Source organism: Sphingorhabdus sp. (genome assembly GCF_029865925.1).
Lineage (GTDB): Bacteria > Pseudomonadota > Alphaproteobacteria > Sphingomonadales > Sphingomonadaceae > Sphingorhabdus_B.
Genome location: NZ_JARXAI010000017.1, coordinates 1 through 22,468 on the forward strand (window position 1 = coordinate 1; position 22,468 = coordinate 22,468).

Genomic DNA, 22,468 nt, shown 5'->3' on the forward strand with positions numbered 1-22,468 from the left:
GCGTTTAGTCTATCGTCGGCTGCGCTGGCGCAGGAGGTTGGCGACTGGGTGTTGTCCCCTTGGCAGGGCAGTCGTGAATATTACCCAGGGGTGATTGAATCGCGCAGTGGCTCGGTAGTGACGGTCCGCTTCGACGATGGATCTGTGGAGACCCGGCAGGCCTACAGCGTTCGTAGGTTTAATTGGCGTGCAAGAAGCCGAGTTACCTGCCAGTGGAGCGACGGCAGATGGTACCCTGCGCGAATTAATTGGATTTCGTCTGATGGCTACAACATGCAAATTCGCTACCGTGAAGATGGCTCGATCGAGAACACAACTACAGGTAAATGCCGGACACGTTAATTCGCCTGCACGCCAGTCATAAAGCGCGGCACTTGATGCTATGGCTGCTTATTTAGCTTCAAGGCAGGCGACGCAGCGTTAGCGATCAAGACGATCTTGGCAGACCTTCATGAATAGAGGAGCCCGGCCTATTTCCATAGACCGAGCTTATTTCTCTCAAAAAGGCTATAAACTCTCCCAGTCGATGTCCCTCTAGATAGTCAACCTTACACCCTCGCCACAAGCCGAGCCGACATAACCTGCCTGGCGAACAGTGTCGTAGATCGGGTGCCGGCGACTTCACTTTACGTGATGCCGACGTCTCCCGTCGAAACCAGCGTTTCGATTTCGTCGCTGCCATAACCCAAGGCGTTCAGAACCGTCTGGCTGTCAGCACCGGGTTGCGGCATTATCGCTCGCGCGCTGGGCCGCTTACCATTCATCAGGATCGGCATCGTCGGCAACCGGGTTTCGGTCCCGTCGTCTAGCATCACTGGCTCCAGCCCCTTCGACGCCGCCAGATGCGGATCGTCAAACATTTCCTCGGGCCGACCGATAGGCGCAAAAGGTAGGCCGGTACCGTCAAGCTTGGCAACGACCTCCGCGCGAGTGAAGCCTGAAATCAGTTCACGGATCTGTGGGATGATGCGGTCGCGCGCCAGCACGCGATCATTATTCTTGCGAATGCTATCGTCGGCCCAAAGCTTATCTAGCCCAAACAGCCTGCAGAATTTCTCCCATAGCGCATCGGTGACGACGCCAATGAAAACCGGATCGTCCTTAGTTTCGAACACATCATAAATCGCCCAGGCCGACACGCGCGCCGGCATTGGCGCGGCGGCTTTGCCGGTAACCGCGAACTGCGCCATATGCTGGCCGACAAGATAGACGGTGGTTTCGAAAAGGCTAGAGATCACCTTTTGCCCCTTGCCCGTCCGGTGCCGTTCCTCGAGCGCCGCCAAGATCCCGATGACCCCGAACATGCCGCCGGCGACATCGATAACACTTGCGCCGGCACGTAGTGGTTTGCCCGGCAGCCCAGTCATATAGGCAAGCCCTCCCATCATTTGCGCGACCTCATCGAGCGCTGTACGTTCTTCATAGGGGCCGGGGAGGAAGCCCTTTTCCGAGCAGTAAATCAGGCGGGGGTTGGTCTCGCTTAATGCTTCGTAACTTAGTCCAAGCCGGTCCAGCGCGCCGGGACGGAAATTCTCAACCAATATGTCGGCGCGTTCGCACAGCTTGCGCGCAACCACCATCCCGCCTTCGGACTTGAGGTCGAGACAGATCGACTGCTTGTGGCGGTTGTACATCGGGAAATAGCCCGCGCCCGATCCCAACAAACGTCGCGTCTGGTCGCCGCCGATAGGCTCAACACGGATCACCTCTGCGCCCAGGCTGGCGAGAACATGGCCCACCGTCGGCCCCATGACCATGTGTGTGAACTCGACGGCCTTTAGGCCGGCAAGAGGTGTCGGTCCGGTCATGCCTTACCCCTTTGCGCATAGTCGAGCGTCAGGCCAGCGCCTGGTGTGAAGCCGTAAAGCGGTTCGCCCGGCAAAGCGGCAGTAACTATCTCGCGCACGTTAAGCAGCTTTTCGAGGTCGATGCCGGTGTCACATCCCATGCTGTTCAGCATAAAGACCAAGTCCTCGGTCACTATATTGCCCGACGCGCCGGGGGCGAACGGACAGCCGCCGATGCCGCCCAATGACGCATCGAGCGTGGTAATATCTTCCTCAAGCCCCGCAAGCGCATTGGCAAGGCCAAGGCCGCGCGTATTGTGCAGGTGGAGCGTGGTCATCTTGTCGGCACCCACTGCTGCCCTGACTTTGCGCACCAGCCGCCTGACCTGCGCGGGGTCGGCATAACCAGTGGTATCCGAGAGGCTGAGCTCCATCGCGCCGGCTTCCGCTGCCTTTTCGGCGAGGCGAACGACATTGTCTTCGTCGACCGCGCCTTCCATTGTGCAGCCAAAGGCGGTGGACAGACTCACCGAAAAGTGGATGTTCGCTGCCTTTGCAATCTCGGCAACAGCGCGGATTTCGCCGATCATTTCCGCATGTGACTTACGCACATTTTTGATCGAGTGCGTTTCCGACATCGAAAAGGGGATCGACATACCGTGCACGCCTGCCTCCGCCGCGCGCGCTGCGCCCTGCGCGTTGGGGACAAGCGCGACCACATTTAGGCCGTTGATGGTTTTCGCGAACGCGACAACTTCTGCGGTGTCTGCCATCTGCGGCAATAGCGAAGGCGGCACAAAGCTGCCGACCTCTATTTCGCGCACGCCGGCTTCGGCCTCGGCTTTGATCCACGCCTTTTTGGCCTCCAGCGGCATAATCCGACTAGTCGATTGCAGGCCGTCGCGCGGCCCGACCTCTGACACGAGAATTTTGGTCATGGGTGTTTCTCCAGATAAATCCATGGCCGCGCGGCCCGGTCTCTGGCCTGCCACGCGGCTGTGGCGTCGCGATGTTTAAGGGTTAGGTCGATGGCGTCCAGTCCTTCGAGCAACATCATCTTGGCCTCTGCCTCAATATCAAAGGCGTGCTCGTTCACCGTCTGCGCGGCAAGGTCAACGGTTGCCGCGCCGCCAGCAAGCGTTCCGATGACAGTGCGTGGCAAAGCAATGGGCGCTATGCCGTTGCGGATGCAGTTGTTGTAGAAAATCGGCGCGAAGCTCTCGGCAATGACGCAGCTGATACCATATTCAGCCAGCGCCCAGACCGCGTGTTCGCGGCTCGATCCGCAACCAAAATTGGCGCCGCTGGCAAGGATTTGCGCGCCGTGATATTCCGGTTGGTTCAGGACAAAATTCGGATTGGGCGTGCGCGCAGCTGAGTTGATATAGCGCCATGGCGCGAACAATCCGTCGGCAAGGCCCGTCTTGCTCGTGCTTGTCATTTCGCGTGACGGGATAATTGCATCGGTATCGACATTATCGCGCGGCAAGGGTGCAACGATGGAGGTGAGCATGGTGAATGGCTTCATGGTACCGTTATCTTGCCCGCAATCGCGCTCGCGGCAACCACCTCCGGGCTGGCGATATGCGTGCGAATGCCCGGGCCTTGGCGACCCTCAAAATTGCGGTTGGTTGAGGAAATGACCCGGCTACCCGGCGGAAAACTCTCACCGCCTGCGAAGAAGCACAACGAACAACCGCTTTCGCGCCATTCAAACCCCGCATCAGTGAAAATTTTGTCTAACCCCTCAGCTTCTGCGGCGCGTTTGACCGACGACGAGCCGGGGATGACCAATGCCAGAACGCCTTCGGCGACCTTTTTGCTCTTTACCAAAGTCGCCGCGCGGCGGAGGTCGGAGATGCGCGAGTTAGTGCAACTCCCGATAAAGGCAACGTCTATTGCCAAGTCCGCAAGCCTTTGCCCCGTTGTCAGCCCCATATAAGCCAAAGCTTTCACGTCGGCGTTATCGGGGACAGTGCCTAATAACGAGATGCTATGGCTGGGCGAAGTTCCCCAACTCACCATTGGTTCAATGGCGGAAGCATCAATATTGATTTCGCAATCGAATAATGCGCCATCGTCGCTTCGCAAATCTCCCCAATCAGGAAGCGGGTCAGGCACGTATCGGCGGCCTTTGAGATAGTCGAGCGTAGCCGCATCGGGTGCGATTATCCCGGAAAATGCGGCAAGCTCGGTCGCCATATTGCACAATGTCATCCGCGCTTCCATGTCGAGCGCGGTTATCGCTTCGCCTGCAAATTCTACGACATACCCTTTGCCGCCGCCTGCGCCATAATCGGCGAGCAAGTGCAGAATCATATCTTTCGCGGTCACGCGCGCAGTCAATTTCCCGCTGAAAGTCACCCGCATCGTTTTCGGCTTGGCGACGCGCAACGTGCCAGTTGCCATGGCATGTTCTGCCTCGGATGAGCCAATGCCCCACGCTAGCGCGCCGAAAGCACCTTGCGTGCAAGTGTGGCTGTCAGGCGCGACCAAAGTGCAGCCCGGCAAGACGATACCGAGCTCGGGCGAAATGACATGAGTGATACCCTGATCGGGGTCATTGACATCGAACAGCGTGATCCCTGCCGCATGGCATGCGGCGCGGGTTTCGGTGATGAAAGTATCACCGCCGGGCATCATCGTTTTGTCACCGCGTCCGGGTCGCGTATCTACGATATGATCCATCACCGCAAAGACGCGCGTCGGATCGACCACCGCGCGGTTAGCGCTTGCCATGCTATTCAACGCCGCAGCGCCTGTCCTTTCATGCAGGAAAATCCGGTCGATGGCGATCAATGCGGAGCCACCACCCAAATCGACGATGACATGGGTATTCCAGATTTTTTCAAAAAGGGTCTGTGCCTTAACCAGTCTGCCCCTCCAACGAGCGCCAATCGCGCGTTACCAGCTTTTCTTGAATCGAAGTGCGAGTCTCCAAAACGCCGTTCCGGATCCAGTGCCAGGTCCGGCAACGGTCAACGCCGCTGTCGGCCAGCTGGATCATCTCATACAGATAAAGCGATGGATCGCCAGTGCGCTGCCAATACAACATCACCGTGCGGTTAAATTCATCGAGCGGCACTTCGGCTGCCCAGCCCTGAATCAGATCATTGTCCCACCAGACGCGCCCATCTCGATACTCAGCCGGAAACTCGCGGATTTCGGTGCGGCCGTCGTCCCACAAATAGTGGTTGGTCTGGTGATAAGGATAGGGTCCATCGTCGGGAAAGCGACAGATCAGGCGGCTCTTATGCTCGTCGGTCTTCTCATTCTGGTCGTTGAAATAGCTATACACACCGTCCCATACGCCTTCATGGCGGGCGAGCAGCGGCATGGCTTCACGGATATTGGTCATGGGAGAGAGCCTTTCTTGCTAAGAAATTCATTTGTTGCTGAGCGCCATGGCAAGTTGTTTTGCCGATACGGCCCGGATTAATGCTCGGTGTTCAATGACTAGCCGCTCGGGTTCGAGATCACTGGGATCGAAATCAACCGCATACGCAGCATTGGCTTCATACCAAGGTTCAAAGATATGGGCCGCGCGCACAATGCCCCAAGCCTCAGTCAGATGATGGCCGAAGCGGGACGGGCTTAGGTCCGGGTAAAGCCTGTCGATATCGCCCTTTGCGGGCGGATCAAAGCTGGTTTTTGCTATGCCGAAATGCGCCGCGACAGCATCAATGACGTCCTGCCAAGCGTGCCAGTCGGCTGGAGCAGCGCCCTTCCATTTGTCGGCCAAGCCGTGTCCGGGCATGTCGATCTCTATGGCATCGGAAACATCCGCCATGCCCAATTCTTTCCCGGGCGCATGGATATGCAATCGCTTTGGATCGCCAGAAGCACGCCAATGAATGAGGCCTTCGAAGAGCGGCGTTTTGACTGGCAGAAAACCCTGATGCCCATCTTCGGGAAGCGGCCCAGCTTCATCGCCCGCCCGTTGCGTCAGAAGAAAGTCAAGGCTGGCGGCGCGTTGCTCCAAAGGATTCGCTTGGGTGCTTTTATGCCAGCCTTTGGGAAGCAGCCCAGTCCGCTCCATATGCACGGTCAGCGGATCGCCCACATATCCGTTGAGCAGGGCAGGCGGCGCCTCGGCATCGGCTGCGGGAATGTCATTCTGCGCCTCAATCGCTGCGCGGTATCCGAACCGATAGGCATCATTGCAATTCAGCATGTCATCGACGATCAGCGCGACCAGCTCCGGATTGTCATGCGCAAAGGGCATGCGCGTTTTCGGGTCCTGCCGGTGCCAGGGGAAGTACCAGCTTTGCTCTAATATCCGGTTCCACATCCAGACCAGATGTTCGCCAAAGGGCTTGGCCGGGTTCGGAGGGATATAGGCATCCCCCAAAATCTCCCGCTCTTGTTCATTCAAGATGGGATAGCCAACTGCAGCAAGGGCCGTAAACTTCTCTGGAAACCGCCGCACTGCGCTCATCAACACAATTGCGCCTGTATGAAAGCCATAGGCAGGCACAGGGCCGATGCCCAGCGCATCGACGAAGGCCATCAAGCTATCAGCGATATCTTCGATTGTCAGATTGGCGATGCCTAGAGGTTCCGAATGTCCGAAACCCGGCAAATCGGGTGCGATGCAAGTGAAATGCGCACCCCATTCCTGCATCAGCGGCTCATATTCTGATGACGAACGCGGGCTTTGATGCACCATTAGCAGCGGCGGGCCTTTGCCCGCACGGCGGTAATGGACTCGGCGCCCATTGATTGTAAGATAGTGGCGTGTAATCTTCATATTCACAAGTTTGTCCGGACAAATTCTACTCGACTTTTCGTTAGCGAGTGGTCAAGGAGTATGCAAGCAGGAGTGACGTTTAGCATGAGTATGATAGGAACGAAAATGATCAGCGATGGTAAAACGGCAAAGCAGCTGTTTGAAGAGTTGATGGCCAATCCTGCGCGCAAGAAATTTGGCTTTGGCGAGAAGCTCGCCATTTTGAACGTCGATTTTCAGCAGGCCTATACGCGCGTCGATATGTTCAAGACCGCCTATGAAACCGATCCGCGGCAGATAGAATATGTGAACGCCATCTCACGGCTCGCCCGTGAAAAGGGAATGCCGGTGGTCTGGAGCCAGGTTGGCTATATGGACAATGCCGATGATGCCGGTGTCTGGGGCACGCGGACCGACACTGAGGACAGTTTGCAGAATATCAAATATGGCTCCGAACGGCACAAATTCGATCCGCGCTGCGATATTCATGCGAGTGATCTGCAATATACGAAGCGGATGCCGAGCATGTTTTTTGAAACACCGCTGGCGAGCTTTCTGACCTGGCACCGCGTTGACACGGTGGTTGTGACGGGAGGCTCGACCTCCGGCTGCGTTCGCGCGACCGCTGTCGATGCGCTTTCTCACGGCTATCGCACCATCGTCCCTATAGAAACCTGTGCAGACAAGCATGAAAGCTATCACTTCGCCAATCTGACCGACCTGCAGATCAAATATGCCGATGCCGAACCAGTTCAGACCGTCATCGACTGGTTGGAGGCGCGTTGATGCTGGAGGGGGCGAAGGATCCTGGGCTTTACGACTATGCGCCTTATCGCGGGCGCAAGAAGATCGTATGGCCCGAGGGCAAGACCTGCGCCGTTTGGGTTGCCCCTAATCTGGAATATTATGAGATAGACCCGCCGGTCCATCCCAAGCGCAAGCCGTGGGCAAAGCCGCATCCCGATGTGGTCGGCTACAGCCACCGCGATCACAGCAACCGCGTTTCGCATTGGCGCATGGCCGAGGTGATGAGCAGGCATGGCTTTCCGGGTTCGGTTTCGCTGTCAGTCGCCCTGTGCCAGCATCATCCCAAGGTGGTCGCCGATGGCGTCGCGCGCGGGTGGGAGTTTTTCAGCCACGGCATTTACAACACCCGTTACAGCTATGACATGAGCGAGGCGCAGGAACGCTCGATCATCGAGGATTCGATTCGGACCGTGCAGGATGCAACCGGACAGCGCATCCGCGGCTGGCTCGCCCCCGCGCTCACACACACGCCGCGCACGCTGAACCTGCTGGCCGAATATGATTTCGATTACACTTGCGACCTCTACCATGATGATCAGGTTCAGGCGGTGAAAACGGCAACCGGCGATCTGGTGTCGATCCCTTACAGCCTCGAGGTCAACGACCATTATGGCTTCTTCGTCTACAACATGTCTGGCCGGGAATATGCCGACACGCTGGTGCGGCAATTTGAGCGGCTGGCGTCCGAAGGTGGCACGGTGATGTGCATTCCGCTGCACGCCTATCTGATTGGTCAGCCACACCGCATTGGTCCCTTTGAGGAAGCGCTGGAGCATATCGCCAAGGATGGCCGCGCTTGGCTTGCGCGCGCGGGCGATATTGTCGACGCATGGAGAGCGCAGGTATGACCCTGGACGCCTCCTACACCGAATATCCAAAACGCCGCCATGGCTATGACCATGAGCTTTATACTTGGTCGGCCATGCATGAGCGCAAGCCGGTCGACTGGGGCGCTGGCCGCAAAGTGGCGATTTGGCTCTGCGTCAGTCTGGAGTGGTTCCCGATTACCCCTAGCGACACGCCGTTCCGCGCGCCGGGACATATGCAAACCGCCTATCCCGATTACCGCCACTATACCGCGCGCGAATATGGCACGCGGATCGGCGTGTACCGTCTGCTCGATGCCTTCACCAAGGCGGGCGTGACGGCAAGCTTTGCGACTAACAGCGCGAATGCTGAGCGTTATCCCGAACTGGTAGCTGACATCATCGCGGGCGGGCATGAGATTATTGCGCACTCAACCGACATGAACGGCACAATCGCCAGCGGCATGGCCGAAGGGGCGGAAGCAGCGCTGATCTCGACTTCGCTCGATGCTTTGGAAAAGGCGACTGGTGCGCGTCCGCAGGGCTGGGCCTCCATCGCGCGCTCGCAGAGCTGGCACACGCCCGATTTGCTTGTGGAAGCAGGCGTCAAATATTGCTGCGATTGGGTGAATGATGAACTGCCATACCGGTTCAACAATGGCCTGATCAACTTGCCGTTGAATCACGAGCTGTCCGACCGGCAGATCATTACGGTGCAGCAGAAATCGGCGGACAGCTATGCTGAGAGCACGCGCGATGCCTATGACTGGTTGGCGAAAGAAGCCGCGCAATTTGGTGGGCGTATGCTGCCGATGCATATCACGCCCTATATCATTGGCCTGCCATACCGGATTGATGCCTTTGAAAAGCTGCTCGGCGATTTGCGGGCGCGTGATGACGCATGGTTCGCAACCGGTGGCGAGATTGTGGATGCGTGGGAGAAGCAGCCATGAAAGTCATCAACCCACGCACCGGCAAGGCGGATTATGAGATCGATCCTCTGGATGCGGATGCGCTGGCCAAGCTGACCGCCCGGATGCGGGAGGCGCAAAAGGGCTGGGCTGCTCGTCCGCCCGAAGAACGCGGCGCGACCCTGATGAAATTGGGCGAAGCGATTGGCAAGCACCATGTGGCGATTGCGGACGCGCTGACTAATGATACCGGGCGCAAAGCGATCAGCCAAATGGAGACGGCGGGTATCCCGGGCTCGCTGGCGCGTTGGGCCAAAGCCGCGCCGGAGCTGATCGCCCGGCATAGCGTGACGGGTTATCAGACCGTCCACCCGACGATCACTACCAATACGCGGTTGATGCCCTATTCGCTGGTGGGGGTAATCAGCCCATGGAACTTTCCGCTCACGCTCGCGCTGATCGACGCGGTGCCCGCCCTAATGGCGGGCTGTGCGGCGATCATCAAGCCATCTGAAGTCACCCCCCGCTTCATCCGCCCGCTGATGGCGGCAGTGGCCGAAGTACCGGAGTTGACTGATGTGCTGTCGCTTGTCGAAGGCGATGGTGCAACCGGCGCGGCACTCGTTCCGCTTATGGACTATGTCGCTTTCACTGGCTCCGTCGCCACCGGCCGCAAGGTTTGTGAGGCCGCAGCCAAAGCCTTCATACCCGTCAGTCTCGAACTGGGCGGCAAGGATCCGATGATCATCCTCGCCAGTGCCAATCCGGAAAAGGCAGCCGAAACCGCGCTCCGCGCTTCCATCGTCAACACCGGCCAAGCCTGCCAATCGATTGAACGGGTCTTTGTCGCAAAGGAAATTTTCGACCCCTTCATGACCGCGTTGGTCGAAAAAGCCGAAAAGGTGGAGCTGAACTATCCGGACATCAATCACGGGCATATCGGGCCATTCATATTTGCCAAACAGGCAGCCATTGTTCAAGCTCAAATTGATGATGCCATTGCCAAGGGTGCCGAGGTACATTGCGGCGGCAAGGTGGAAAATCTGGGCGGCGGGATGTACCTGCGGCCCACCGTCATTTCCAACGTGACGCGGCAAATGTCGGTCATTGCCGAGGAAACCTTTGGCCCCGTTATTCCCGTCCGCGCCTTTGACAGCGTGGAAGAGGCACTGATGATGGCCAATGACGGGATCTACGGTCTCTCAGGCGCAGTGATCGCCGGGACGCTGGAGGAAGCCGAAGCGGTTGGCATCCGCCTGAATGTCGGCGGTGTTTCGCTGAACGATGGCTCGCTCACCTCAATGGTCTGGGAAGCGGAGAAATCCAGTTTCGGCCTATCCGGCATGGGCGCAAGCCGGATGGGTGACAGCGGCCTGATGCGTTTCTTCCGGCGGCAGGCGATTATCAAACAGGCGGGGGCTCCCGCGCCAATCGCTGCTTTTGCTGAAGGGTCAAAGAGATGATGAGGGCATTTGAAATGGGTCCGCAGGATGGCCTGGCGAGCCTGCGTTCCGCCAATCGCCCGATACCCGAGCCCGCCGCTAATGAGTTGCTGCTGAAGGTGCATGCCGCCTGCCTCAACCACCGCGACCTGCTCGCGCTCAAGGGGCAATATGGTGCGATCAAACCGGAGGACCGCGTTCCCCTATCCGATGGCGTCGGCACGATTGTTGGCATGGGCAACGCAGTCTCAGGCTTCAGCGAAGGCCAGCGGATTGTCGCACCGCATTTTGTCAGCTGGATAGACGGCCTCTACAGCCCGGCCATCTTCGCGCAGGATCTGGGGATCAGCCGCAATGGCTGGCTGGCCGAATATATCACCATTCCGGCGGACGCCGCGATTGTCGTGCCGGACAATGTCAACACTGAAAGCGCTGCAACGCTAGCCGCTGCAGCCACCACGGCTTGGCATTGCATGGTTTCCTTTGGCGGACTGAAACCCAGCGATCTCGTTCTGGCTCCTGGAACAGGTGGGGTGTCCATCGTCACCCTGCAACTCGCCAAGGCCATGGGCGCCCAAGTCGCCATCACGTCGTCGAGCGATGAAAAGCTGGAGACATGCCGCGCAATAGGCGCCGACTTTACCGTCAACTATTGCAGCCATAGCGATTGGCCCAAGGCGCTTCTCGAAGCCACTGGAGGCCGCGCTGCGGATATTGTCGTCGATACCGTTGGCCTCGCCAGCATTGAACAAACCATCGATGCCAGCGCCCCCAATGGGCGCATTGCCCTGATTGGTGGTCTTGCGGGCATGATGGACAAAGCCCCCAATATGTCCGGCATATTGGGCAAAAACCTGACGCTGAAAGGAATCACCTCAGGCAGCCGCGCGATGATGCAAGAGATGCTCAATCTGGTCGCCGAAAAGGGCATCGAGCCGCTGGTCGACGGCCGTTTCGCTTCCGACGACGCTCCTGCCGCCTACGCCCATTTGGCCAGCGGCAATCACATGGGCAAGGTGATGATCACTTTCACATGATGAATACTGTTCCTAAGACTATTTCGCCTCGGCTTGCAGCATTTTGTGCATCCATAGCGTCAGGTCGTCCCATCTTTGTGAACTCAAAGCCATCCAGCGATGCAAAGCAGAGTTTCTGTTTCGACAATGTGAAATTGAAAATGGAGCGAGCAGGCGGCTCCGTGCAGTACAGGTGGCCATTTGGTAGCTAGGCAACATCTACTTTGAGGCCGAACATCATGGGGTCTGGATCAAACGCAACTGAGAGCTTTTGGACGTAAGCCCTCAGATTAATCAGGCTCGCAGAATATTGTTCTTGCCAGACCCAAATCAGGTTTTTGACCCGAACGAGCCGAAAAAGAACCTATTCGACGTCGCTGCTGATGATCTCGAGGCGCACAAGTTTGTTCAACTTGCCCGAGAACGCTATGATATTTATCATGAATATCGAAAAACCGGCGCTAGGGAAGTGTACATTTCAGATGCTGATCGACAGAGAATATTTGTCATTGAAGAAGCAATGCGCCAAATTCTGTCGAGAATATTTTAGCGCCGTAGCTCCACCAACTCATACCAAGTCATCATATAGCCACCCACGCCGCCCTGGACGAAAATGCCGTCCTCATCATCGGTGATCCAGACATCATAGGGCGGGTGCTCGCCGGCCATGCCGCCTGTGCCGGGGACGATGCTGGGATCATCGGTGAACTGGAAGTGCCTACACTGGAATGTACCTGCCGCAACAGTCACTTCCTCCCTGCCCAGATAAAGCGCGCCGATTTTAACTTGTGCGATTTGCGGCGGGGTTGCGCCGCGGTGGTCGGGAGAGGGGAGATAGCAGTTGAGCAGGCGTTTATCGGTCGTTTCCCAGTCCTGATAGGATAGCATATAGCCATCGGATACGATCGGGTGCGTGCCAAAGCCCGCCATCGGCAATTCGGCCCTCACCTTTTCCGACAGGCGGCCGATGGAGGGACCGAAGCTCTCGCATTCGATATGCTCGCCATCAAAGCGCATCCAGCCTGAGCCCATAAATTCATCGCCGACCGTCAAATGGACGTGGAGGTTCATCGGCTGCTTATGCTCGTCCATGGCGTAGACGATATCGCGCATCACCATCGGGTCGGGTTCGTAAATCTCGCAATGCGCGCGCATGATCACTTTGCCATCGCCATGATGGGTGAACATGAAGCTTTCAAAGCCGCGATTCTTCCCCTCCATGCTGGGCTTGCGCGAGGTATATTCCAAACGCCCTTCGATAATCCGGTGTTTCATGCGCCGCTCTCCTTCCTTTTAATCCATAGCGCACATTTTTCGCTTGCCAAGTCAAAGTTGTCCGGACAAATAAGCGATAGGGAATTTGGGAGAAGCGGAAAAATGGAATTTCTGGCGGCGAATGAATTGGCGATCCTGCGCTGGATCCATATATTGGCGATGGTCTATTGGCTGGGCGGCGAATGGGGTGTGTTCCAGACCAGCTATCATGTCACCAACCACAAGCTGCCGCTGGACGAGCGCAAGCGGCATATGGAAACGGCTTACCGCATCGACATATTGGCGCGCACAGGCATTGTGCTGTTGCTGCCGCTCGGGCTGCATATGGGCAAGCTTTTTGGGTTTGTTCCGATGCTGGAGGGGGCAAGCATCTGGCTGATGTGGCTGTTCTTCGCGGTCTGGCTGGGAATGACATGGACCGCCTTTATCAAACGCGAGACCGATATCGGCATCAAGGTAACGCGCATTGAGGAGTATCTTCGCTATCCCTTGATTGCCGCACTCGTCATCACCAGCCTCATGGCTTTTGGTGGCAGCGGCCCGATCCAGAGCGGAGAGGGCAATCATTGGTATCCGGCCAAGATGATCCTCTATGCCTTTGCGCTTTGCATTGGCCTGTTCCTGCGCCTTGTCATGCGCCGCTGGACCGAGCGGTTCCGGATATTGGCGATGGGGCCCGATGAGGCCCAGGAAGCCGCACTCACCCGCGAAATCGGGCAGGCGCGCATTGCTGCCTATATCTACTGGATCACCATCGCGGGAGTGTGTTTTCTGGGGGCGGTTAAACCCTTCTGAGAAGCAAGATGAATTGGTGCGGGTAGTGCAACATATCTTTCGTAAAATTCTTTTGGCATTTGTCGCCGTTTGTCTGATCGCTGGGCCGGCTCTCGCTCAAGATAAGGGAACGGCACGCTTTGATCGAACGGCATTGGTCATCAAAGATATGTATGCATCCATGGCATTCTGGCGTGATATTATGAAGTTTGAAGTCGTTATCGAACCTGTGATTCTACCCAAAGCGGAAAATAAGGCGATCGGCTGGAGCGATCAGGCAGACGTGCGCTTTGCACGCTTGCAGTCACCCCAAGGTGCCGGGATCGCATTGCTGGAAGTGAAGCAAGACGGATATCATGACTTGGAAATTGCGGCTAAACCCGTCGCTTATGGCGGCGTGGTTCTCATTTTTGAGGCAAAGGACATTGACGCCCTATACCAGCGCGCATTGAAAGCGGGCGCAGTGGCCAAGCATTTGGGGGCATCGCCATCCGGCAAGTCGAAGCAAATGAATCTTCGCGCGCCCAGCGGGCACCTGCTAGAGATTTATGAGTTTAATCCCGAAAAACCAGAATAGTAAGGCGCTTCGCGGCTTGACCTAAATTTCTTTAAGTTCCCGGCTCACGTCTTCAATCGGGGGCTCCTGTTCTTGCAGGGACTCCATCGCCTGAATCGGTCCGCGCATCACACGCAGGATATATTCGCGGATCAGCGCGCCGCGTTCAAAGCCGGCCTCGCGGTTGGGTGCAAAATTTTCGATGTCGTCGCGGCTGATTGTGCCCTTCTCGTCAAGGAGACGCTCGACCGTATCGAGCCGGGTGCGCAATACTGAAACCTCGCCGACCAGCGCGATCAGGATCGAGTAAATCCGGTCGTCTTCGGGCTCATCGAAAAACTCAGGCCGCTTGCCTTTGGCCTTCTTGTTCGCAAGCGCCATCCAGTCGAGTGGGCTATCGCTCATGCAGGCTTGCCGCCCTTCCACGCGCCATAAGCGTTCCATACCGCCGCGCGGCCATGGTCTTCGGCTTCACCGGTTGGTGCTTCTGGGAAGATGCTGCGGTCAACTACCGCGCGCACGCCGGTGACGAACAACTCTTCCTTGGCAAAGCCCGACTTCTGCATGATGCCTTTCAGGTCAAGTGCGTGCATGGCTGACCAGAAGGGTTCATTATTGTTGAACGCATCCCAGTCGCGGATGAACTGCTCATAAAGCGGCATTTCGTCCGAATATTGTGGCTGTTCCAGATGCAGCATTAGCCCGCCCTCGGCCAGCACACGATATCCCTCCTCGATGATTCGGGGCAGCGCCTTGCCGCTGGTTTCGTGCAGGAACATGGTTGTCTGCACCCAGTCAAAATGACCGTACTCATAGCGTGACAGGTCTTCGGCATTCATCTGGATGAATTTGATATTCTTGGCGCCGAGCGATTGCGCCCGGGCATGGCCGTATCGCAGCGATGGAGCGGCGGTGTCGATTGCTATGATTTCGGTTTCTGGGAAGGCTAGGGCCACTGGCACGATATTATGGCCAATGGTGCAACCAATATCGAGGATGCGCCTTGGCGTCCAGCCGGGCCGCTCTTTCCTGATCCAATCGGCGAGCGCCGCGCCGCCGCCATCGGATAGCGCGCCAAGCCCGCCTGCCGTGGTCGCGAAAATGCCGCAGTCATAATTGGCGCCTGCCGAGACATCGCCGGGGCGTTCCTCGCCATGATAGCTGCCGGGCATACAATGAATATCGACTGCTGCCTGATAGCGCGGAACCTGCACATCGGGATTGAGCTCCAGCGTGTCGGGCACGCTTTCATTGAGGGCGCGTGCCTTGGCATCAAGCTCATCTAGCTGCCGCAACACCATCGCGCGACCATTTTGCTGCCGCATCTCCATCGAATTGCGCTTGCTGGCGGACCAGATCTGGTGGAACGGATCCTTGTTCATCGCATGGCGAATCTCAAAGCGATCCTTTGGCTCGCGGCCATGCTCTTTCTTGAAGGTGGGCAGCACGCGCTTGTCATAGGCCAGCTTGTTGCCCGGGCCGAGGGTGCCAGAAAGCACCTTGTTGAAGTTCGCCAGAAAGTCGAACCGCGCGGCCTCGTCATGGCTGGGTTTGGGCGATACGCCGTGCCGGGCCACCGCCTGATAGGGCGGGGCTACATCGACTGGGGCTTGGTTTTTCTTGCTCATATCAGGCCATCCTTGGCGAGGCGCTCGATGGTCGCCTCCATCGTTCTCATAAAATAGTCGCGATCGGGCACTTTTACAGCCCCACCATCAATCAGGCCATTGGCTTGCTGATGGCTGTCGGTACCATAGGCAGCGGCGAACAGGGCATTGCGTTGGCGCGCCAGCATATTGGTCATGCCCGGCTTGCGGCGCGCTGCGCGCAGGGCCGCGATATCGACATCGGCAAAGGCGGTGAAGGTTTCCCCGCTGTTCGATTCCGAGAGCACATTGCCCTTCCAGTCGACCACCATCGAATTGCCGTCCGGGCCGCCGACTGGGATGCCGGTGTCGAGGATGCCCGCCGTGTTGGCTGAGATAACATAGGCCATATTCTCAAAGGCCCGGGCGCGTTTGGCGATCATTTTGGGCGTTGCGATGGGCGATCCGATCTCGGACGAGTTGTGCACAAAAATCTCCGCCCCGCGCAGCGCATGGGCGCGGGCGATTTCAGGGTAGAGAATTTCCTCCGAGGCGATTGCCGAGAGATTGCCAATCTCGGTCTTCGCCACCGGGAACACGCCATCTAGCCCATAAATATCGAGATATTTCGACCAGACATCATGCGGCGTCGGCGCGAACATCGAGTTCAATCGGCGATAACGCAGCACGACATTGCCATTGGGCCCGATGATGAAGCAGGTCTGGAAATAGATGCCGGGAAAATTCTTGTCCGCCTCATAGGCATTGCCCGACAGGAATAGCTTCTGCTCCTGCGCGATTTTGCCCAGCGCCTCATATTCTGGCCCGTCCACTTCGAGTGCTGCCTTTTCAGCAAAGTCCGGGATAGAGATGCGCCCCGGATAGCTGGTCAAGACGTATTCGGGCAGCACCGCGAGCTTCACCGGCGCGCCGCCATATTGCTGGATGAAAATTACTGAAGACCTCAGCTTTGCGCCAATCTCCGGGATCATCGCCAGCATTTGCTTGCGTGCCGCTGCGCGGTCAGGCGCTTTCTCTATCGAGCGCGCTGCGATCTGAAGTGCAACAGCGGCATAGGTCTTCTTATCAGACTCATTATTTGACAAGGGGGCGGCCTCCAACGGAAACGGAAGCGCCGAAACCAACATTGCTGCCAAAGCCTGTCGTCGTTCGAGTTCCAAATTTCTTCACCTTTATAACCCCAGCGACCCCGGGTTCATTTTACTCTGCGGGTCCAGATGGTCTTTAACTGCTTTGAGCAGTTTCATAGCGCGCGGGTCAAGTCCATCTTGGTAGCGATAGGTGCGGCCAATCTGGAAATGGATCGCGCCCTGCTCGAAAAAGAGATCGACAATCTTCTGTTTCAGTTTCTGTACCAAGGCCCATGCGGCGGGATTGTGTGGCAAATTAGGTAGCTTTGCCAGATGGGCATCCTCGATCATATCATCGATGAAGGGATTGCTGGCGTCGGGCCAGTAGAGGCAGGGCTCGATCACTGTACCGCTACCGCCGACCGCTGCGATCAACGTGCCGTGATGGACGCCGAGCGCATCCATTTCGTCCTGATGTTGTGCGAACAGGTTGAGGATCGCCTGATAGCAGGCAACTGCCTTGCTGTGCGGCACCAGCCCATGGATCGGGGCCCAGCGCTCGCCCTCCGGCCCGCGCATCGAATTGGGGGGCGAAAAGGGGTTGGCGCGGACAATCTTGGGAATGGTGTTCTCGGTTTCCTTGCCGCCATGCTTCGCCACAATGAGGCGGGCTTCGGATATGTCGGCGTCTGCCGCTTCCTGGATGCGGCCCTCGGCGAGCACGTGGAGCGAGAAGCTGGCTTCTTCCATGAAATTGCGGCCAGCGGCGACGACCTTCGCGCCTTCCGTTAGCGCCTTGAGCACCGAGCCCTGCTTTTTCATCATGCTGACCAACTGCTTGGCATCAGTCGCTAGGCTGTCGCGCCTCATCCGGATCGCATTCAGATTGGGGTCAAAGCCAAAACATTCGGTCGCAATTCCGGCGCGTTCGATATCGCCAATGGCGGACAGCACTTGCGCATGGGTGTCAAAGGTGAAGCTCGCATAGCCATGCGCCTTAGCTTCGGGGACGAGGCGCAGCGTGATGCTTGCCTTCATCCCCATCGCGCCGGTATCGGCGAGGAATAATCCGGTCAGATCCGGGCCGTAGGGCCGGGAGAAATCGCTGCCTGTTTGCATGATCGTGCCGTCAGCCAGCACAACCTCCAGCGAGACGCAACTTTGCACAGCAGTGCCGTGGCGACCGGAGCCCCAGAAGATGCTGTTCTGGCTCATGCCGCCGCCGACCGTTGCATAAATACCGGACAGCGTTCCCCAGAACGGTGTACGCAGGCTCTTGGGCTTCAGCGTCTCTTGCAGCTTCGCCCAGGTGCATCCGGGTTCAACGGTTACCGTCATGTCGCTTTCGTTGATGTCGAGCACTCGGTCCATCTTGGCGAGGTCAAACAGGACAGCGCCTGCCGTCTTGCTCGTGTAGCCTCCGGTATAACTCATGCCACCGCCGCGCGGGATGACTTGCAGGCCGTGCGCGGTTGCGGTTGCGACCGATGCGGCTAGTTCACCCTTGTCATGCGGGCGCACGACCGCCGTCAGGTCGGCACCGCGTTCGTAGACGTCATGCGCGTAATAATCGAGCGTGGCCGCATCGATCAGCACTTCTGCGCCGCTGGCCAAGAGTTCATCGAAAATGTTGGTGTTGGCCTTGCTTGCCATCATGCTGCCTTTGCAACTGGATTGGCAACGGGTTCGCCGCTGTCGAAGCGCTCGGGATATTTGCCAAGCAGTAGCAGCAATCCACCGCCAACGATATAAGCAACAAGGGCGACCCAAAGGATCTGATCATAGCTGCCTGTTGTATCGCGAACTCGGGCATACATTAGCGGTGACAGCGCGGAGAAAAGGCCGAAGGGCATATAGAGCATGCCGTAAATCTTGCCATAATGCGCCATACCGAAATAGCGTCCTGTAAGATAAGCGATCAAATCGCTTTCTGCCCCCGCCGCAAAGCCGAGCAGGAATCCGGCGGCCATGGCAAGCGGGGAAGTGACCTCAGCGCCGAGCAATATATAGCATGATATCCCGGGCAGGCAGAGGAGCGGAAAGGCAACGATGCCCTGCCAAAACCGATCCAGCAACAGGCCGGTGATGATCCGGCCCGCAAAAATGCCCAGACCCAAAACCATCATAACACTGCCGGCGGCTTTAGCATCAATGCCGCGATCGCCCAGCATTTTGGGAAGATTGACAAAAGCGCCGCCAAAGGCCGCTGCGATAACCGCGATGGATAGCCAGATCAGCCAAAAGCGATAGTCTTTCAAAGCGGTAGAAAGCGTGACACCGGTCAGCGTCCCGCCTTCGCTAGCAAGGCCTGCAGGCCGTTCGTCAGCAGTCGGCTCGCGAAACAGGAAATAGCCGACCGGCAGAGCGACACACAGGGGTAGCAATGCTACTACAGCGAACATCGAACGCCATCCATAACCCTCAATAACCCTTGGCGCGAGAAAAGGAACGACGATCGCAGCCAAGCTAGTGCCGAGAAGCAATATACCGAGCGCCAACCCGCGCTTCTTGACGAACCACAAGTTGATGGCGCGGCTCCAACTTACCGGGGTAGACCCAATGCCAACCAATCCAATGATCACCCAAAGCGCGTAGTAGATATACAGCGTCGATGCCGCCTTCGTAGTTGGCATGAGCGAAACAGCCGCAAAGGACAGCCCGAATGCCGCCAACGACAACAGCGCAACCGGCCGGACACCATATCGGTCCGCGAGCCACCCAAAGAAGGGCGCCAAGAAAGAAGCAATGATCCCGAAAATGGTGATCGGGAGAACAATCTGGGTGATAGTCCAGCCAAACTCTGCCTGCAATGGCGCAATTGTAAAGCCGATGATGTTCATGGGAATGGGCGACGCGCCACACATCACCCCCAGCACGCCAGCCAACAACACCTTCCAACCAAGGCTGAATTCGCCTCTATTCTGTTCCCTGACCGTCATTCAGGATCCTTATTTCTTTAAATCTGCTGCTCTTTTGGCATCGATCCATTTTTTAAACTCTGTCCATGTGGTCGCATTTTTGCGTGGATCATCGCCTGGAGGAGGCACGTTATAGGTAGGATAATTGGCCGCTATCTCGTCTTTCAGGATTTTGGGCAGCGCGTCATAGCTTTTTAGCTTGTTGCCCATCGCGTTGAATATGATAATTCCGTCACGTCCGCGCATTTTCATCCATGGCATCCAGCCTGAAATCCGAACCCAGCTAATCGCCGGATAGGCGGTCTTGTTGCGTTTATCCAAAATCTCAGAGGCGCGCATGGTGAAATCGAAAATCTCCATCGCGTGATATTTGCCGCCTTCATAATCCTGATAATCGCCCTGCAGCACATTGTGATAAAAGAGAGGCACCTCCAGCGGCATGAACATCCAGTCGCCCTCCTGGCGAATATTTGGAAGCTTGTAGGGCTTGCCATCGGCAGAATAGGGGTAGTTTGGCGGGCCGTTCACGGGGTCATTGGCGATCTGCATCACCTCAACCTTCTCGCCGGTAAAAGGATTATCCCACATCCGCACAACTTCGTTGGTTTTGGGATCAAGATAGAGCATGATCTCCCGGCTGACCTGGCGATAGCCCACGCCTCGCTTGGGGTCTTCAACCCGAACACATTGGCGGACATTCATGCCCTCACCGTTAAATAGATGACGATCCGGTTCGCCGGGCCGGCGCGAATAGATTTTGCCGCTCCAGTGATAGACAGCAGCAGCACCATCCGCTTCGCCACATTGCGTGCGCTTCATGATTTCCAGCGCATCCTCGGGCTTGGACGGGTCGAGCATGTGATCCTTGGACTGCGCCGGCGCCAAAAAAGCCAGTGTGGCCGATGAAATTATCATAAATATAGTAAGTTTTTTCAAAGGAACCTCCTTGGTGAAACACGCTACGCCCTTTGGGCTGGGTTGCAATAATCTCATTCTTCCTCTAGATTTGTCCGGACATATTGTTAAGAGCGAATTTTAGTCGAAGTCAATAGTTAGGTATCATGACCATATTCACAAACTTCCTTTTTGTTCCAGCCAGCAAGCCCGAACGCTATGAAAAAGCTATGGTTTCAGGAGCAGATCTGATTTGTATTGATCTGGAAGATTCTGTGCCTGCGTCTGCCAAGGATTCGGCGCGTGAAGATGCGATTGATGCCTTGAAATGGCTCGATTTGAGCAAAACGGCGGTTCGCATCAACGGAATTCGCACCGCAGAAGGCTTGGCTGATCTTTTGGCTTTAAGGGCCTCGGACAAAAAACCATGCCTTTTGTTTATCCCCATGGTTGAACATGCCGTGGAAATTGAAATCGCGAAATCTGCTTTGGGCGTTGGTACAGGCGGCTTTGTTCCGCTCATCGAAACCGTACGCGGGCTGAGCAACGCAATCGAAATTGCGGCTGCCGACGGGGTCGCTGCGGTGATGTTTGGCGGAGGTGATTTTTCCGGCGAGCTTGGCGTAAAAATGGATTGGGAACCGCTGTTGACCGCGCGCAGTCAGCTGGTGATGGCCTGCGCCGCTGCAAAAGTTTACTGTGTGGATGTTCCCTTTATCGACATAGCCAATGAAGCTGGTTTGGCCGATGAAACGGCACGTGTTAAAGCTCTTGGTTTCCATGCCAAGGCGGCAATTCATCCCTCTCAAATTGCCATTATCAAAATGGGTATGAAGCCAACAGAGGCTGAGGTTGCAGAAGCAAAGGACGCTTTGGCGGCTTTCGAAGCGTCGGGCGGGGCCGTTATCCGGCACAAGGGACAGATGCTGGAGGTGCCGATTGTCAAGCGATACCAACAAATATTGGCCTCAGCTTAATACCAATTGAGATATAAAAGGAAGTTATAACTATGCGTGACGGTGTAATTGAAATCTCCCCAGGTCGGTTTCGCGAAGTGCAAGGCCGCTTCTTTGAGGATTTCGAGATCGGTCACATTTATGAGCACCGCCCCGGACGGACGATCACCGATACCGATAACGTATGGTTCACCCTGCTGACGATGAATACGCATCCGGCGCATTTCGACTATGCTTTTTCTGAAAAGACCGAATTCGGTAAGCCGCTGGTGGCTAGCCCGCTGACCATAGCTTTGATGACCGGCATGAGTGTTTCGGACACCAGCGGCAAGGCCATCGCCAATCTCGGCTGGGATGAAGTGCGAATGGTCCACCCGCTGTTCGTTGGCGACACACTTTATGCCGAAAGCGAAGTCCTCGACAAGCGCGAGAGCAAAAGCCGACCGGACCAAGGGATCGTTACCTTCAAAACCGTCGGTAAAAACCAGAATAACATTATTGTAAGTCATTATAAGCGTACCGTCCTCGTCTGGAAACGCGGGTATGGTCCGGTCAACGACTGACGGCGAGCGCCGGTAAAGACGATCAGCAAGGAAATTTTAGGAATACATAAGATGCCAACTGCACCCAGCACCTTTCACGAACAAATGAGCCCGGATGAAGAAGCTGCGTTACTCGATGCGATCCAGAAATGGATCGACAAGGAAGTCCGTCCGGTCGTGCAGAAGTATGACCATGCCGATGAATGGCCTGCGGATATTGTCGAACAGATGAAGGAAATGGGCCTGTTCGGAGCGACCATTGGGCAAGAATATGGCGGCCTAGGCCTGTCAGCTGTGACCTACGCAAAGATTGTTGCGATGATCTCCTCCTACTGGATGGCAATTACCGGTATTTTCAACTCTCACCTGATCATGGCC

Annotated in this window: 24 protein-coding genes; 11 read left to right on the forward strand and 13 right to left on the reverse strand. The window is 56.7% G+C overall.

Annotation, left to right across the window (positions count from 1 at the left end; all coding sequences use genetic code 11):
• Positions 1–342: hypothetical protein (locus QE270_RS01360; RefSeq protein WP_300034092.1), on the forward strand; the 342-nt coding region annotated here is incomplete at its 5' end.
• Positions 343–626: 284 nt separating this feature from the next.
• On the opposite strand, the gene QE270_RS01365 is transcribed toward QE270_RS01360, so the two are convergent.
• Genes QE270_RS01365 through QE270_RS01390 form a run of 6 tightly spaced genes read right to left on the reverse strand, consistent with a single transcriptional unit; the run spans position 627 to position 6,537 of the window.
• Complete coding sequence (locus tag QE270_RS01365) at positions 627–1,808, reverse strand: CaiB/BaiF CoA-transferase family protein (protein ID WP_300034094.1); 1,182 nt, start codon at positions 1,806–1,808, stop codon at positions 627–629.
• A complete protein-coding gene (locus QE270_RS01370; protein ID WP_300034096.1) occupies positions 1,805–2,725 on the reverse strand; it encodes a hydroxymethylglutaryl-CoA lyase in 921 nt (306 codons plus the stop codon). Before QE270_RS01370 ends, QE270_RS01365 begins: the two co-directional genes overlap by 4 nt.
• A complete protein-coding gene (leuD, locus tag QE270_RS01375) occupies positions 2,722–3,315 on the reverse strand; it encodes a 3-isopropylmalate dehydratase small subunit (RefSeq protein ID WP_300034098.1) in 594 nt (197 codons plus the stop codon). Before leuD ends, QE270_RS01370 begins: the two co-directional genes overlap by 4 nt.
• A complete protein-coding gene (locus tag QE270_RS01380) occupies positions 3,312–4,661 on the reverse strand; it encodes a 3-isopropylmalate dehydratase large subunit (protein WP_300034138.1) in 1,350 nt (449 codons plus the stop codon). The genes leuD and QE270_RS01380 overlap by 4 nt, the downstream gene beginning before the upstream one ends.
• The gene (locus QE270_RS01385) at positions 4,654–5,145 is read right to left on the reverse strand and encodes a DUF3598 domain-containing protein (RefSeq protein ID WP_300034101.1); all 492 of its coding nucleotides are present in this window, start codon (positions 5,143–5,145) and stop codon (positions 4,654–4,656) included. Before QE270_RS01385 ends, QE270_RS01380 begins: the two co-directional genes overlap by 8 nt.
• Before the next feature lie 27 nt (positions 5,146–5,172).
• Positions 5,173–6,537 carry an alpha/beta fold hydrolase gene (locus tag QE270_RS01390; protein WP_300034103.1) on the reverse strand — a complete coding sequence of 455 codons (1,365 nt, stop codon included), beginning with the start codon at positions 6,535–6,537 and terminating at the stop codon, positions 5,173–5,175.
• A gap of 84 nt (positions 6,538–6,621) precedes the next feature.
• On the opposite strand from QE270_RS01390, the gene QE270_RS01395 reads away from it, so the two are divergent.
• From QE270_RS01395 to QE270_RS01415, 5 genes are read left to right on the forward strand one after another with little or no spacing between them, the layout of a single operon-like run.
• On the forward strand, positions 6,622–7,302 hold the full coding sequence (locus tag QE270_RS01395) for an isochorismatase family protein (protein WP_300034105.1): 681 nt from the start codon (positions 6,622–6,624) through the stop codon (positions 7,300–7,302).
• A complete protein-coding gene (locus QE270_RS01400; protein ID WP_300034107.1) occupies positions 7,302–8,171 on the forward strand; it encodes a polysaccharide deacetylase family protein in 870 nt (289 codons plus the stop codon). The genes QE270_RS01395 and QE270_RS01400 overlap by 1 nt, the downstream gene beginning before the upstream one ends.
• Entirely contained in the window at positions 8,168–9,082 is a 915-nt protein-coding gene (locus tag QE270_RS01405; RefSeq protein ID WP_300034108.1) for a polysaccharide deacetylase family protein, read from the forward strand. Before QE270_RS01400 ends, QE270_RS01405 begins: the two co-directional genes overlap by 4 nt.
• On the forward strand, positions 9,079–10,503 hold the full coding sequence (locus tag QE270_RS01410) for an aldehyde dehydrogenase family protein (RefSeq protein WP_300034110.1): 1,425 nt from the start codon (positions 9,079–9,081) through the stop codon (positions 10,501–10,503). The genes QE270_RS01405 and QE270_RS01410 overlap by 4 nt, the downstream gene beginning before the upstream one ends.
• On the forward strand, positions 10,500–11,519 hold the full coding sequence (locus tag QE270_RS01415) for an NAD(P)-dependent alcohol dehydrogenase (protein WP_300034112.1): 1,020 nt from the start codon (positions 10,500–10,502) through the stop codon (positions 11,517–11,519). The genes QE270_RS01410 and QE270_RS01415 overlap by 4 nt, the downstream gene beginning before the upstream one ends.
• A 525-nt stretch (positions 11,520–12,044) precedes the next feature.
• Here the strand turns inward: QE270_RS01415 and QE270_RS01420 are convergent.
• Positions 12,045–12,773, reverse strand: coding sequence for a hypothetical protein (locus QE270_RS01420; RefSeq protein ID WP_300034114.1), 729 nt, complete (start codon positions 12,771–12,773; stop codon positions 12,045–12,047).
• A gap of 102 nt (positions 12,774–12,875) precedes the next feature.
• Between QE270_RS01420 and QE270_RS01425 the strand changes: the two genes are divergently transcribed.
• Both QE270_RS01425 and QE270_RS01430 read left to right on the forward strand, forming a co-directional pair.
• A complete protein-coding gene (locus QE270_RS01425) occupies positions 12,876–13,568 on the forward strand; it encodes a hypothetical protein (protein WP_300034116.1) in 693 nt (230 codons plus the stop codon).
• Positions 13,453–14,124: a VOC family protein gene (locus QE270_RS01430; protein WP_300034118.1), complete on the forward strand. Its 672-nt coding sequence runs from the start codon at positions 13,453–13,455 to the stop codon at positions 14,122–14,124. Before QE270_RS01425 ends, QE270_RS01430 begins: the two co-directional genes overlap by 116 nt.
• A gap of 21 nt (positions 14,125–14,145) precedes the next feature.
• Here the strand turns inward: QE270_RS01430 and QE270_RS01435 are convergent, their stop codons facing one another.
• Genes QE270_RS01435 through QE270_RS01460 form a run of 6 tightly spaced genes read right to left on the reverse strand, consistent with a single transcriptional unit; the run spans position 14,146 to position 20,613 of the window.
• On the reverse strand, positions 14,146–14,508 hold the full coding sequence (locus QE270_RS01435) for a hypothetical protein (RefSeq protein WP_300034120.1): 363 nt from the start codon (positions 14,506–14,508) through the stop codon (positions 14,146–14,148).
• On the reverse strand, positions 14,505–15,731 hold the full coding sequence (locus QE270_RS01440; protein ID WP_300034122.1) for a class I SAM-dependent methyltransferase: 1,227 nt from the start codon (positions 15,729–15,731) through the stop codon (positions 14,505–14,507). The genes QE270_RS01435 and QE270_RS01440 overlap by 4 nt, the downstream gene beginning before the upstream one ends.
• Positions 15,728–16,870 (reverse strand): nitrilase-related carbon-nitrogen hydrolase, encoded by a 1,143-nt coding sequence (locus QE270_RS01445; RefSeq protein WP_300034124.1) that lies wholly within the window; start codon positions 16,868–16,870, stop codon positions 15,728–15,730. Before QE270_RS01445 ends, QE270_RS01440 begins: the two co-directional genes overlap by 4 nt.
• Before the next feature lie 12 nt (positions 16,871–16,882).
• Entirely contained in the window at positions 16,883–18,436 is a 1,554-nt protein-coding gene (locus tag QE270_RS01450) for an FAD-binding oxidoreductase (RefSeq protein ID WP_300034126.1), read from the reverse strand.
• A complete protein-coding gene (locus QE270_RS01455) occupies positions 18,433–19,719 on the reverse strand; it encodes an MFS transporter (protein ID WP_300034128.1) in 1,287 nt (428 codons plus the stop codon). The genes QE270_RS01450 and QE270_RS01455 overlap by 4 nt, the downstream gene beginning before the upstream one ends.
• A 9-nt stretch (positions 19,720–19,728) precedes the next feature.
• A complete protein-coding gene (locus tag QE270_RS01460) occupies positions 19,729–20,613 on the reverse strand; it encodes a DUF1838 family protein (RefSeq protein ID WP_300034130.1) in 885 nt (294 codons plus the stop codon).
• Positions 20,614–20,759: 146 nt separating this feature from the next.
• Between QE270_RS01460 and QE270_RS01465 the strand changes: the two genes are divergently transcribed.
• From QE270_RS01465 to QE270_RS01475, 3 genes are all read left to right on the forward strand, one after another.
• The gene (locus QE270_RS01465; RefSeq protein WP_300034132.1) at positions 20,760–21,569 is read left to right on the forward strand and encodes a CoA ester lyase; all 810 of its coding nucleotides are present in this window, start codon (positions 20,760–20,762) and stop codon (positions 21,567–21,569) included.
• Positions 21,570–21,601: 32 nt separating this feature from the next.
• Complete coding sequence (locus QE270_RS01470; protein ID WP_300034134.1) at positions 21,602–22,111, forward strand: MaoC family dehydratase; 510 nt, start codon at positions 21,602–21,604, stop codon at positions 22,109–22,111.
• A gap of 51 nt (positions 22,112–22,162) precedes the next feature.
• The coding region (locus QE270_RS01475; RefSeq protein ID WP_300034136.1) for an acyl-CoA dehydrogenase family protein at positions 22,163–22,468 on the forward strand (306 nt) is incomplete at its 3' end.